Origin of the sequence: Povalibacter uvarum, from assembly GCF_014202975.1 — a bacterium.
GTDB lineage: Bacteria > Pseudomonadota > Gammaproteobacteria > Steroidobacterales > Steroidobacteraceae > Steroidobacter > Steroidobacter uvarum.
This window is the reverse complement of the sequence record NZ_JACHHZ010000001.1, coordinates 97,591-112,110: the sequence shown is the minus strand read 5'-3', so window position 1 is coordinate 112,110 and position 14,520 is coordinate 97,591. Positions and strand designations below refer to the sequence as shown.

The following is a 14,520-nucleotide window of genomic DNA, read 5'->3' as shown; positions in this document are numbered from 1 at the left end:
GATTTATTGGCCTCCTTCTCAGCTGTAGTGCTCTGCGACACGCGTAACGAACTCATCTACGAACACGCGCATGTCCGCATTGATCTCCTTGATCTGCGTGTTGAGCCAGTTGTAGCCGAAGAGTGCCGGGATCGCGACGCCGAGGCCGGCGACGGTCGCTGCCAGTGCGGCTGCGATGCCCGGTGCGATCGAGTTCACGTTGACGTCGCCGCTGGCGGCGATAGCTGCAAAGGTGATCATGACGCCGACGACGGTGCCGAGCAGTCCGAGGAACGGGCCGCCCGATATGGCGATCGTGAGAATCACCATCTGCGCGGACAGCTTCTGCGTCATGCGAACCTGCGTCGCATCCATCGCGGCACGAATTGATGCCATCGCCTGCGGCGTGAGCGAGTTCACCGCCCTTGCGCCGACCGACTTGAGCCCGACGCGGCCGAGCATTTCCTGCACCCCGTGGTGGTACAGGCGGTAGATCGTCGAGACGCGATACTTGTCCTCGTGCCCTTTGACGTGCGGCATGAAGGGCGACTCGTCGAGCGCCTCATCGCCTGGGGCATCGTCGGCTTCGGGCCGGTCGAGTGCCGTCGGGTCGCCTTTGAGCTTGTCGAATTCCTTGAGGAAGGCGGCATTGGCCTTCTTGACCCGCGAGAGAAACAGCGCCTTGCTCACCATGATGAGCATCGCGATGACGAACATGATCGCCAGGATGACGATGACGACCCAGGCGTCGACGGTGAGATTGTCGAGGGTGACCTTCAGATAGGAAACTTCGCCGCCCTCCTTCTGAGCATCGTTGCCGTACGCAACGAGCAGGCTGTCGATTCCCTGGCTGCGCGCAGCGGCCTGCAACCATTCGGCCGAGCGCACGGTGTTCGAAACCTGCACTTCGTCGATTTCGCCGGTGAGGAAGTTCGTGCTTCTGGCGGTTCCGCCCAATGTCAGCGTGCCTGCAATCTCCGCGATATCTGCCGGCGACGAAGACACTTCGACGCCATCGACGAACAGTGCGAAGCGATTGGAGGACACGGTGACTGCGAGGTGATGCCACTGCCCCATGGCGAGGATCGGTGCCGACTGGGCCTGTGCGACCGCGGCCCCATCGGGTTGATATCGGGCGAACACCTGGGCGTCATTGATACCGAGTGTCAGAGAGCGTCCCGGCGCAGCCAGCTCGAGCACGATGGCCTCCGCCTGAGGCGCCTCGATCCGCACCCACGCTGAAAGCGTTACGCCTTTGTCCGGCAGGAGCCGCAGGGACGCGCTCCCCGGAATCGTAACCACGCCAGCGCCGGTGAACTTCACGCCGTCGCCGATGAGCGATGCCGACGTCGCCTCGGCGCCCGATGCACTCGAGTTGTTGGCGTATGCCGTTGCATCGACGGGGCTCGTGCCGCCGAAGTGCATCACCAGCACCTGGCTCGGATCGTAGGTGCCAGGAGCGTCCGAGCCGGCCGGTGCCTTCGGATTGCCGTAGTACAGGTAGATCTTCTCGGCAGCCCCACCCGCGAGCCGAGGCACCTTCACCCAGACGAAGGCGAGGTTGTTCGTCGGGTCGTAGCGTTCGACATGAAACTTGAGCGGCGTCTTGTCATCGCCGGCCACGAAGCGCAGGTCGGCGCCGTCAGGCAGCGTGTCGCCGAAGTAACCGAAGTTGCCGAGGTGCAGCCGGACCAGCACCGGGACTTCCGCCGGGCTTCCGGCGATGTTGGCGCCAGCGGGTGTCAGGTCGAGCGTGATCTCTTTGCGGAAATTCCACTCGTCGTTCCACCAGGCGTGGCTGATGGCAGGCGCCAGCGAACATGCGGCCAGCAAAAGTGTTGCGAACAGTCTTCTCACGTGTAGTCCCCATAGTCATCCGCGCGATGTTGCGCGCCGATGACGCCCCTCATTGCAGGCCCGGAATTATGGAAGTGCCGGGTGATGATTTTGTGACACGATGCGTCTGACGAATGCATGACACACGCATGCCGCGTCGCTTCTATCGGGCGGATGCCACGCTCGCTGTCGATTCCAGCGTGCGCAGCAACTGCTCCGGCGTCACATAGCCGCCGATGGTTCGCCCGTCCTCGAGCACGATCAGAGGCGTACCCTGCAGGCCGAACTGTTCGCCGAGCTGGTAGTCGTGCTCGATTGCGGCCGGCTTGCACGGCTCGGTGCGATCGATCGCCTCTCCCCGTTTGGCGCGCGTCAGCGCATCGCGGGGATCCTTCGAACACCACACGGATTCCATGGTCTTCCAGGACGGCGAGCCCGGGCCCGTTCGCGGAAAGGCGAGATAGCGCACCGCAATACCCTTCTCGTTGTACTCGCTCACATGCGAATGCAGCTTTCGGCAGTAACCGCATTCCACGTCCGTGAACACCGTGATCGTGTGCTTCGTCACGGCCGGCGCAAAGACGATCGCTTCCTTGTCGTCGACCTTCGCGAGCAGTTGCTTGCGCTCCTGCGCCCGACGCACGTCGCTGAGGTTCTTGCGCGTTGCGATATCGAACAGATCGCCGCGGATCAGGTACTGCCCATCGGGCGTGACGAATGCCGATCCGCCATCGAGCCGGATCTCGAACAATCCGGGAATCGGCGACGGCCAGACCTGCTCCAGGGTCAGGTTCGGCAGTTGCTTCACGAGCTTTTCGTGCACGTCACGCGCAGTCGGCGCGGCTGCATGCAGATTGCCGGTCGCTACCATCAGAGCCAGCAAGGCCGACCACACGCCGCGGCGCACGAGCTTCTTCACTGTCGCTTCAAGCATTCGACATCATCCTGGCGACAGCCTTCTTCGCCCAATCCGACCACGAAAACTTCGAGCCATGAGAGCGCCGTGTCGGCCAGCGTCGCCGGCGCTTCTTCCTGCGCGCGCTCGCCTTCGACAGCAGTCGTCGCTGCACTGCTGGCGCTGCTCCCCACCGAACTGACCGCAGCGAGACTTGCGCCGATCCCGCCGGTGTCGACGGGCACACCGACCGAAACACCGCTGACCTGAATGTTGTCGGCGCCCAGCACGGCCGTCGCGGCGATGGTGAGATTTCCGGCCACGATGCCTGCGTCGCCAGCGTTCACTACTCCGCGCGGCGCGAACAGATCGACGTTGCCGGGCTTGCGCCCTTCCGTGCTGGCCAGCGTCTGGATACCGCTGCCGGCGAGAGCCGGCGGGAACACGATGACCGGCGCGCCCGTCGTCGGATCGAAGGAGATCTGCGGCGGCGGCGCGGAGATCGCCGTCTTCGCACCGCGACCAGCGTCAATGTCGCCTTGAGTCGCCCACACGAGAATGTCGCCGCCGTCGGCAGCAAACACGCGCGATTCGTTGACGAGGAAGTCGTAGAACGACAACGCACTGACGCTGCCCGAGCGCTGAGCCACGATGCCGAGATCCGCGGCACCCTTGTTCAGATTGAACGCGGCCGGTGGGCTCGCGAGACCCGCATTGATCTCACCGCCCGGCGCGAGCAAACGGATATCGCCATCGTCCATCGTGTAGATCTGGCTGAAGTACAGCCGCATGTCGCCGACGTACGGATTGACTTCCTTCGCATCGAGATCCGGGTTCGCGCCCGGATAGTAGGTCGTGAGCGCGGCGAAACCCCGGCTGAAGTCCTTGTTGGTCTCGCCCGGCTGCGCAGCCGAGCGGCCCGAGGCACGCAGCTCGCTCATCAGTATCCGTTCGAGCAACGGGGCACGTTCTGACGCCGAGAGCTGCACGAATGCGGTCAGCGCCTCGTCGAAGCCCCCAGTCACGCCGTACCTGCGCATGTAGGTGACGAGATCGTTGCGATATTCCTGCGACGACTTCGGATACTGCGACGCGAACTCCGCCGAGCGCAGGTACTTGTCCGCGAATGCCGTGAGGTTCGGCGCCTTGGCCGCGGTGCCCACCTCGACACTGACGTCGGCGCCGCTGTCCGCAAGCGCAGGATTGTTCAGGTTGCCCCATGTAGTGATGCCGGCCGATGCCTGGAGATCGAGATCCCGCCCCGCCCGGATCTCGAGCGTGCCCGGACCATCGAGCATGATGCGTGAAATGTCCCTCTCCACTCCGCCGAATTGATTTCGGCGCAGCGGATAGATGACGTCGCGGCCCGCGCTGACCGACGTAACGTCACGCGCTTCGAGATTCTGCGCGTCCAGGCGCAGGCCGGTGACGTCGCGCCCGGCGGAAATACGCATCGACTCCGCCGAGTAAATGCCCGACGTGCCGCCCAGCATGACTACGTCGCCTTCGCGGGCAACGATGCGTGAAGGCGTGAAGTCCGTGCGTGGCAGGCGAAGCCGCTCCGGCACACTCGCGTGGAACACGTTCTTCGCCGTCGTACTCAGTGAATCACTGCTCTTGAAGACATCGATCAGGCTGAGTGTGTTGGGCTGGGGCCGATTGAATGTCGGCAGGGTCTGCGGATCCGCATCCGAGATGATGACCTCCACGCTGCTCGAGAACAGCACGTCGCCGTAGCCGAACATCTCCAGTCCGCCGCGAATCGCGGGCACCAGCGAGAACGAGCGTTCGATCAGGGCGTCGCCTCGCAATGCAGCCGCCTGCACCGTTGCCGGATACAGCGCGGTCACGTACTCCTCGCCCGGTGACCGGTTCAGAGTGGTGAAGGTCTGCAGCAGGTCTTCAGTGCTCGTATTCAGCAGGCGCACATCACCACCCGTGCTGCGGGCGCTGACCGCGCTGTCCGCCGTGTACGTGGAGAAATACGCGTTCGTGTTGGTCTGCGAGGTGCCTCGGCCGAGCAGCGTCGGATTGAGAACATTCCCCAGCGTCAGATCGGTACGGCTCGAGAGCTGAGCCTGCGCATCGCCCAGCGCAATGATCGGCGCCAGCCCCGAATTCGTACTGACGTTGATTGCATCACCGGCCGTGAGGCTCACACTGCCGCGACCCGAGTAGGCGCTGCCGCCGCTGATATTGTGCGCTGCGCGCACATTCACATGACCACCCGCGATCACTTCCAGATTGTTGGCCGCGAGCACCAGACCGCCAACCTGGCGTCCGATCGAGGGCGCCGAGGCATGAAGATCCACGACATCGCGGCCCGCGCTGACCGTAACGTCACCGCCACCGAGCGCGCCGATGTTCTGCATGAACCGATCGAAGTTGACCGTCCACGCCGGCGCCCGCGAGGTGTCTACAGTAGAGGTGGTGCTGCCGATGGCGCCGACACGCCACAGCCAATCCGTGACGAACTGGTTGGTCGATGCCCCGACGACGTCCTGCCCTGCGCTGATGGAAATGTCGCCACCGCGATCGGGATAGAGCCGGCTTCCCAGTTCCACGGGATTCTGGCCGCGGCCGGGATAGATCACGCCCTGTGTGGCGATGCCGGCCGTGTAGATCACGGAGCCGCGATTGCCCAGTTCGACGTTCCGGGCGGCAGCGATATCGATGCTGCCGGTGCCCGTGCGAATCATGCGCGTCGGCCTGGTCGTGCTCGTACCAGGGGCGACCAGCAAGGTGCCTCTGCCCTGCTCGCCGAGATCCGACAGCGAGCGAACCGTCATCGGGTCTGCGCTCGTCAGATCCGCTCCGGCTGCGAGCCGGTACGACCACGACTGTGTCGTTTCTGTGAGCAGGCCGGGACTGTCGGTTGTGAAGCCGTCGCTGAGCGACGCGTTGAATGTCAGATCGCCCGCGGCCCGCAAGGTCAGGAATCCTGGCAGAGAGTTGAAGCGCCAGTCGTTCAACGACCAGTCGCTCTGCAGCTCGAGGTCACCCGTCGAATTGATCTCGATGCCGGCCATGATCTGTGGCGTCGGCGCGCGCACCGATCCAAGACCCTGGACCATTTGTGCACTGAGCGAAGTGAACGCTAGTGCGTCGTCGTACATCGCCGTGCCCGGCGTCGCCGCGATCTCATCGGCGGTGATGGCGCCGTCGAGATCCGTATACGCCGCGTAGCCTTCCAGAGTGACGCCGTTCAGACGCGTCAGGTCGCCCGCAAGCACGAGTGCATTGTTGGTGGCGTCGCCATCCAGGAGAGTTTCGAACGCGGTGCGCGGCGCGCGAATGTGCAGCGTGCCGTCCGCGACCGAATGATTGATACCGGTGTTCGCGACACCAACGATGCGCGCAGGCGCTGCGATTCGGATCGTGCCCTGCGTCGTTCCGAGCTCGATGCGCCCGTTTCGCTCCGACGCGTTGGCCGCGCTGACATCGAGTACGCCCGAGACCGCAACGCCATTGCGTCCGGACAGTACGATCTCACCGCCACCCAAGTCATGGCTGCGGAGTGAACCGTCGACAACGACCTGGCCCTGATCGCTCACCAGCGCGATGCTTCGTGCAGTGATCGAGTTGTCGGCGCCGACGACGAGGTTTCCCGCACCGCGCTGCCGCACGTACCGATCACCCGAGAAGTTGCCCGCCGTCAGTGCGCGATTGAGCGCCATGAAATCGACGACCTGATTCGCATCGATCGTGAAGTCAGCGCCTGCGCCCGTCAGGGTTCCCGCGACAATCGCGTTGCCGGAAGCAGCGCGCACGGTAACGGCCCCACGCTCATTCGCTACGTTCGAAGCCTGTGCAACATTGATCGCGGCTCCCTGCGCCACGGATACATCTGCCCGCTGGCTCTCCAGTGTCAGCCAGCCGCCGCGACTGCCCACGGCTACGGAGTCGAAGAGTGTCGTCAGGCCATTGAGCCGCAGATCGGCGGTCTCCCTCAACGTGACATCGCCTGATGTGGCGACGAGGTTCAGCACCCCGGAGTGCAGTTCGACTCGACCGCCGACGTCGATCGAGGCAGCACGGACCGCCATGCGCGCACCGAGCGATTCGTCTTCAGACGCAGGTGTCGTACCGTTCTGTGAGTAGCGGAACGCGCCACTCACCTGGATATCGCGAGACGCTCCGGACGCAGCCCCCAGCCGCGCTGCTGAAAGCGACAGATCGCCGTCGACGATCAAGGCACCGGTGTCCTTCGCATCAATGTCGCCGCTTGCTTGCAACGCGACCGAGCTGAATCCAGAGACCGTGGTGCTGCCTTCGCCCAGAACCATGTCGCGAGCGCGGACGTTCAGCGATCCCGCCGGATCGCCCGCAGGCTCGCTGCTGGCCGTGCTTGCCCCTTCGAGCGTAAACGTGCCGGTCGCAACGAGCTGCGCTTGCCCGTCGCCGAAGCCACGGACTGCGCCACTGCGCAGCGACAGGTCGCCGGAGGTGAGTGAGACATTGCCATAGAGATCGATGGACGAGCGGCTCGACAGCACCAGCGCGTCGAGGGTCAATCCGGCCAGCTGCTGGTTGGACAGCACCAGTCCCGAGACATTCTCGCCGACCGCGCCAAGGCTGATGCGATCGCTGGTCAGCGACAGCACGCCGCCCGCGAGGTCCAGAGTGCCGTCGAAGGTTGCGGCGCCCGCCGATTCCGCCGCAATTGCGCCGCCGCGCGCGTAGAGCTGCGCGCCGGATTCCACGTTGAGCAGCGCGGTGCCGCCAGCGCTGTTGGTACGCTCGATCGCGGCGTCCGCTCCACTCGTGACTCGCAGAATCGCGCCATCGCCTTGCAGCGCAACCTCTTCGCTCTGTACCCCGGCCAGCGTGCCCGATCCACGCAGCTCGGCGCCTTCTCGTACTGCGACGCTCTGCGTACCGACGATCAGGAGCTCCGGTGCCGTGAGAATCGAGCCTTCCAGGATCTCGACTTCGCGTGCGAGAGTCGTGATCGACAAGCCTTCGCTCGTCTGTGTCCGACTGCCGCCGAGCAGGATCGATTCCGCACCGAAAGCGCTGAGCGCGTCGGCATCGATGTCCACTACGCCATCGACCGGCGTCGCACCCGTACCGTGAACGATTCGCAGAGAGTCGCTCGAAATATCCAGCGCGGTTCCGCGTCCGCCAGTAGCGGTGCTGCCCAGCAATTCTCCGTCGAGACGCAGCATCTCGCTCGCGCCGATCGAAAGCGTGCCGGCATCGCGCGGCAATCTCGCCAGCGCGGTCTCGGCATCGTTCGCAGCAAAGAACTTGTTCGCGTTCGTGAGGTTGTATTGAGCCTCACGCATCACGTCGCTGCCGGGACGAATGGCATATCCCTCGCTGCGCCCATCAATGCGTAGACCGGTGTCGGCAAACATTCGATAGCCGCCGACGAGAGTCGATCCGTCCGGGCGGACGTTCACTTCGGTCGGGCCGATGTCCTGATAGCCGTCAACCGGACGCACGTAGTACGCACCGGGCAGATGCGCGTAGCGCGCGGGCAGGATCGTGTACGTGCCCGCCGGAATCTTATCCGTGCCGTCGAGATAGATGCTGTCGCCTGCGCGAATGCCGGAGCCATCGTAAAGAGAGATGTCGTACGGCGCGTACGGCATGTTGGCCGCCGGCACGATCACGAATGCATCCGGGCGAACATCCGCCGACAGAACGTCGCGCGTGCCACCGACGCCGGGCACGAACTCGTAGGCGACCAGGTCACCGCCACCGCGGACGTCGACGACTGCGCCGTCCCCGATATCAACGTCAGCGCCGTTCAAGCGCACGGACTGACTCGGCATGGTTGCATCCTTGCCGTTGTAGACCAGCGTCTGATTCCCGAGCTGATACACCCAGTCGAATCCGCCCTGGGTCTGGCCGAACGGAATCGACAAGCCCGCGGCGCTGGTAGCCGTCGTGCTTCCCGCGAGCAGCGACAGCGAAGGTGCGTTGAGCGAGATCGTACCGAACGGCGCACGCAGTACACCGCCCTGTTCGATCGTTTGGGCGGTCAGTGAGAGGCGACCACCCGCTGAATACACGGGCGCAGCGGTGCCGCTCACGGGCTTGACCCGAATCGCGCCAACCTCCGCTTCGTCTGCGATCAGTGCGAACTGCGACAGAGTGGTCGGATAGACCTGCTGTGCTTGCAGAGTCAGCGCGCCACTCGTGCGCAGCGATCCGGTGGCCTCGCGTGCCGAGCCGAGCTGAACGCCACGTGCGCGAATGTCGCCCCGGGATTGCAGTTCAACGTGCCTGAACCCGCTGAAGGTGCTGTGACCGACGAGGTCGATGAGCCCGGCATTGATCGTCAAGGACCCCGGCCCGGACGCGACAGTGCCCGGCACATCCTGCAACACACTCGACCGCTGGCCGAGCGTGACGACGGACGCTGCAAGATTCGCTTTCCCGCCGTCCGACACGATGGACGCCGCGTCGATCGCCAACCGGCCGCGCAGCGAAAGATCGACGCCGTTGCGAACGGCTACTTCACCAGGAACCGGCGTCAGCGAACCGATGCTTCCCTGGCGCGTGCCGGCTGAGAGCTCCAAGTTGTCGAAGCCCGCGGCTTCGATCTGATCCGCGACCAGCACGGCACGGCCGCTCGATTCCGCATCGAGCGCCGCACCGGCCCGGATCACTTGCGAGGCTCCAGTCGCCGCCAGTTCGATGCGGCGGGCCATTTCCGGGAACGGCGGCGGCTCGAGATCGAACCGACCATAGCGTCGCGTCGGATCGAGCGTCACCGACAGCGTGCCGCCGATGACATTCTTCGGATCTCCCGAATGAGCGCGCAGCTCGCCGCCGAGCACGATGCTCTCGGCAGCAGTCACGGAAATGCTGCCGGCGCGCGATGCGATCTGCCGCCGTTCGTAGCTTTCCTGGCCGCCCCGTCCCACCGTTCGAATATCGACCGGGGCCGAAGTCCCGGAGACATCGAGCACCGACGACGGGTTCGCAGCGATGTAGCCGCGCGCCGCATCCATGACGATGCTTCCGCCGTTGAGCACTTCACCGATCAGCAGTCCGCGCGCATCAGGCTGGTAGCGCGTCGTACCCTCTGCGGAGAGCCGTGCGTTGTTTCCGAGCCAGATCGACTGCGTCGGCAAATACTCTGCGACGGTCAGATCGCTGTTGAGCGCCAGCGAAATCGTTCCTGCCGGTGCCGTGATGTGTCCGTCGACGCGGATCGAGGTGTTGCTCTCGAGCTGAACCCGCGCACCGGGTTCCGTGTTGATGCGAGCCCCTGCGAGGACGGAGAGGTAGGGCAGATTCGCGAACTCCGCTGCGGTCAGCAGCGTGCCGGTCGCCTGCAGGTAGCTCGATTCAAGAGAAAGGTCGACTGGTCCGCGCTGCCAGCTGTCGAGGAGTGCAATGGAAGTGAGGTCCGCCAGCGAGCGGGCAGATGCGACGCCCGCGGCACCGTCGTCGAGAACGAAGTTCTCCGCCTGCAACTGGACCTGCGTATCACGGCCGACAGTCAACCCACCTGCAGTGGACGAGACCGAGTAGGAACTGAAGCCGCCGCTCTGGAAGCGGCCAGGGTGGATGAGGAACATATCGTCGGCGAGCCCGGCGCCGCACAACGCACTGTCGACGCCGATACAGACCTGCGCGGCAGCGAGCGACAGGCTTCCGCCCTGTGCAAGCGCATATCCGCGCAACTCTCCGTCGAGCCGCAGCGCCGCAGCGTCGTCGGCAAAGATGGACGAAGTCTGTACGGCAATCGCGATCGATCCGCCGCGACCGGCATTGACCCGTCCGCCGCGCTGCATGCGTGCGCCGCCGGATACATCGATGACACTGCCCTGCTCGACTACGACATTGCTGTCGACGCCGCGCAGACTCACGCTGCCGCCGTTGATCGACAACGCTTCCGTTGCCTGCCCCGGATTGAGCACCTGCGATTCGTTGACCCAGCTTCCCGCCAGGTCGAGCCGGGCCGATGAACCGAGTCGCACCTCGCCCTGGCCGAAGCCCTGTTGCGTCGTGGTGCGATTGGCTCGCAGGTTGACGCTGCCGCCGGCACTCGAGAGTGAGCCATCGAAGTCCACATCGCGTGCGGTGATGCTCAGGCTGCTGAACGCAGGCATCGAGAGCTGAGTCTCACGCGGCACACTCACTCGACCGTCCGATCGGATCTCCACTCGCGTCGCGGCGCCTTCGCCAAAGAGCTCCGGACGCACGCGTGTCGCCTTCAGCGACGACGGCAGAGCATCGCTCAAGGGATCGAACGCGCTGCCGTTGGCATTGCGCAACGAAGGAAGCACGAGTCCCGTCGTGACCTGCACGTCGCCGAGCACGTACGGTGAGTTGTCACCAGCAGCCGGGCCAAGCAGCAATTCGCCACCGAGCGGAATCTGATCCATCGGGCGGTAGAGCGAACCCGTGAACGTGCTGGCCTGCTGCCGCTGGCGCGGACCGATCGTGCGATCCGCCTGCAAGCGGCCGTCGAAGATCGCAGTCGGCGCAAGAATCGACAGCGTGCCCGCGTCCTTGCCTTCGATGTAGCCGCTTTCGAACTGACCCAGGCTGCCAGCGAATGTGCCGTGATAGCGATCCGTCACGCCCCAGCGCTGATCCTGCCGCGTGTACGACGCTCCGCTCACAACACCTGTGTACTCGAGGTTTGGATCGGCATCGGCCATGTCATAGACGCGCCCGTCTGCGCCCATCAAAGCGGACGGCGTGATGTAGCCATCCTGATAGCGCACGGAACCGCCGGAGACGTTCACCGTGGCGCCCTGAGCCACGATCACATCACCTTGCGATTCGATCGCGACGGTACCGCCGGTCAGGCTGCGCTGTTCGATCGTTCTGGACATCGTCGCGACGTCGCCGGCGAGATCGCCAATCGGTGATCCCACCCACGTGCTTCCGTCTTCGCGCTTACCGGTCTGTCGTGTGTCAATCTGCACACGCTGGCCGCGCAGGGCGCCGTTGCGTTGCGCCGGGCTGTCGGCGAGCTGGCTGCCGCGCAGTTCGACGGTCAGCATGTTGCTTTCCATGGACTGCGTCGTGTGCACACCGGAGACGTCGAGTACCGCGCCGCTGTCGATGAACACGCGCGAGGTAGTATCTGTGCCAACGGCCGGCGGATTGCGAACCGCGCCGGAACCTTCGTTGCTCGCCTTGATGCGGATGCGGCCGCTCGGCGCGACCACGGAAGAGTCTTGTTCGAGCACGACGCGATTGCCCGCGAGCAGGACGTTCGATCGCGGCTGATCGTTGATGTCGACGGTTTTGGATTCCGCGTCGCTATCGAGCCGTACTTCGGTGCGGCTGCCTTCGGTCAGCGTGAGACTGCCACCGGAGTTGCGAGTCGCCGCGATCAGCTGGACAGAGCCGTTGGCGCGCACCGATGTCGTCGCCGATACGCGTCCCCGCTGATTGACCGTGAGGCCCGCGAGAGTCACGTTGCCGCGTTCGGCAATGATCTGCCCGACGAGCTTCGAAGGGTCCGTCACGCCTGCGTTCGATACGTCACCGTTCTCGACCGTGCCTTCCAGGTCGACCGCGACGATGAGTCCGCGCAGATTCTGATCGGTGCTTGCGCTCAGGTACACCGACTGGCCGGCTGCGAGGATCGTCTGTCCATCAGGCGTTTCGATCCGGCCCTTGTTCTCGACGACCGGAGCGAACAGGAAGATCTGTCCGCCATCGGCCCGCAACAGGGCGCCCTCCTCGACCTGCAATGCCCCAGCCACCATTTCCTGGCCATTCTCGTCGAATCGGGTGGCGATCGGCGTTGCTTCACCGCCGCCGGTCAGGCCGGAGGCCATCACCTTGTCCGCGTTGATATTGAGCGTGGAAGCGAGGAGCGCTCCCACGTTCACTTTCGCGCGTTCGCCGAAGATGATGCCGTTCTGATTCACCAGGTAGATGCGGCCATTGGCCTTGAGCGAACCGAAGATCCGGCTCGGGTCGGCCTGGAAGATGCGGTTCAGCGCGACCGACGTTGCGTCCGGCTGCTTGAACTCGACCGTACCGTCCGGTGCGATATTGAAGCTGCGCCAGTTGAGCACGGCGTTCTGCGTTGTCTGCGTGATCGTCAGCGAGTTGTTCTGGTACACGGCAGTGGCGTTGCCGGAAGTAACCCAGGTCGACGGTCCGTTGATCCCGCAGGCGCCCGCGGCGCACGGAACGGGCAAGGGTTCCGCCGCTTGTGCCGCGGCGACTACCGCCGTTGCCGAATAACCTGCAATCAGGAGCTGCAGGGCGATTTCGATGTTCTTCATTCAGAATCCGTAGCGCACTTGGAACAGCACGCGGGTGTCATAGGCTTCGGTGCGATCAGTGGCGCGCAGCGTGTAGGCACCATCGAGGGCGAGCAGCAATCCGCCGAATGCATTCATGCGCAGGCCGAGGCCGGTGCTCGTCAGCTCGAAATGATCCTGCTGGTCCGGCAGCGGATCGAGGATCGCGACCGTACCCGCGTCGAAGAAAGCGAAGACGAAGAGCTCCGACACGAAACCGTTCGACCACTGCGCGAACGACGGGGTGCGCCATTCCAGCGACGCACTTGCGCCGTGATCGCCCAGGGCTTCGGATTCGAGATAGCCGCGCACACTGTCGGCGCCGCCGATGGAGAACTGTTCGTTGCTGATGAGCGGGTCGACTGAGTACTGCGCCGCCACGCGGGCGTAGAGACGCGTTCCCCAGAAGATCTGCTGTTCGTGCTCGCCGCTGCCGCGCAGATAGAAGAAGTTCGGCCGCGCGTGATAGCGCTTGTATCCGAACTCCTCCGGATCGTTGAACACACCGCGCATTCCGAAATTGGCCGCGAGGCTGAAGCCACTGTTGCTGCGTTCGCCGCGCGCGCCGCCGGCGTATGTGACCGACCACGTCGCGTACTCGATCGGTGTGTCATCGGTGTCTGAAGTATCCGGAAGCGCGATGCTTTCCTTGAAGTCCTTGTAGTCGAACCCGAGGTTCACGCTGCTGTAGACGCTCCCGATCTGGGGCACCGGCAGGATGTAGCGAGCGCCGTAGATGCGCCCTGCGCCGAGCACTGAGAGCGCACCGATGGTCGAAACATCGCTGTTGGTGTCGACCGCATACACCGCGAGCGTCTGCCCTGATGTCGTGATCGGCGCCACGTAGGTCGCTGCGATGACTCGCGCTTCCTCGGGCTCCTGCGGTGCTGTCTGATACTGAAGAGAGAGACTGTGGAACTGCTGCCACAGATTGTCGTAGCTCAGATTCACGCTGGCCCGGGTCTGGCTGGTATCCGCGGTATAGCGATTATTCACTTCCGCTGCCGCATGAACGGGCAGAGAGTCCTCGACCTTGAGCTCGACATCGACCGTGCCCGGCGTGCGACCGGCCCGCAGCACTGGGGTGATGACGCGATCGCGTGACTGGCGGTTGGCAACTTCGAGCTCGCGTTGCACCCGCGGCAAGTGAGGAACGTCACCCGCTTCGAGCGCCGGCAATACGGCCCGCAACTGGCCATTCGAGTAGTAGCGCGCGCCGGTGATACGGATGCGATCGAGGCGCCCTTCCGTCACCTGCAATCTCACGACTCCGTCGGCGCTGACGTCCTGTTCCGGAATATCAACGAAGACGGTCGCATATCCCGCGTCCTTGTACGCCGTCTCGAGCGCCGTGCGTGCCGCTTCGACATCGGCGAGCGATTTCTTCGGTCCGAGGAATGGCGTGATCGCACGTTCGATCTGTGCGTTGCCCAGCACCGAATTGCCGAGCACCCGCAGCTCGAACACGTCGAACGACTGCTCGGCGGCAGCCCCCGGAGCGACCTGCGCGTGTATGACAGATGAAACACAAAGCGATGCGATCAAGGCGGAACAGGCTGGCGCGACGTGTTTCAT

The 14,520-nt window shown here is 64.3% G+C and carries 4 protein-coding genes; all 4 read right to left on the bottom strand.

Features of this window, described 5'->3' with window-relative positions; translation table 11 throughout:
- Positions 1 to 18: 18 nt before the first annotated feature.
- The 4 genes from HNQ60_RS00400 to HNQ60_RS00385 all read right to left on the bottom strand — a co-directional run bounded on the left by HNQ60_RS00400 (position 19) and on the right by HNQ60_RS00385 (position 14,520).
- The gene (locus HNQ60_RS00400; protein WP_184329048.1) at positions 19 to 1,836 is read right to left on the bottom strand and encodes a DUF2341 domain-containing protein; all 1,818 of its coding nucleotides are present in this window, start codon (positions 1,834 to 1,836) and stop codon (positions 19 to 21) included.
- Between the two features lie 142 nt (positions 1,837 to 1,978).
- On the bottom strand, positions 1,979 to 2,749 hold the full coding sequence (locus HNQ60_RS00395; RefSeq protein WP_184329047.1) for a thioredoxin fold domain-containing protein: 771 nt from the start codon (positions 2,747 to 2,749) through the stop codon (positions 1,979 to 1,981).
- Complete coding sequence (locus HNQ60_RS00390) at positions 2,731 to 12,927, bottom strand: filamentous haemagglutinin family protein (protein WP_184329046.1); 10,197 nt, start codon at positions 12,925 to 12,927, stop codon at positions 2,731 to 2,733. The genes HNQ60_RS00395 and HNQ60_RS00390 overlap by 19 nt, the downstream gene beginning before the upstream one ends.
- On the bottom strand, positions 12,928 to 14,520 hold the full coding sequence (locus tag HNQ60_RS00385) for a ShlB/FhaC/HecB family hemolysin secretion/activation protein (RefSeq protein WP_184329045.1): 1,593 nt from the start codon (positions 14,518 to 14,520) through the stop codon (positions 12,928 to 12,930).

Bases quoted from the DNA above. Each gene is read 5' to 3' on its own strand.
- HNQ60_RS00385 (WP_184329045.1), bottom strand. From the start codon at position 14,520: ATGAAACACGTCGCGCCAGCCTGTTCCGCCTTGATCGCATCGCTTTGT.
- HNQ60_RS00395 (WP_184329047.1), bottom strand. From the start codon at position 2,749: ATGCTTGAAGCGACAGTGAAGAAGCTCGTGCGCCGCGGCGTGTGGTCG.
- HNQ60_RS00390 (WP_184329046.1), bottom strand. From the start codon at position 12,927: ATGAAGAACATCGAAATCGCCCTGCAGCTCCTGATTGCAGGTTATTCG.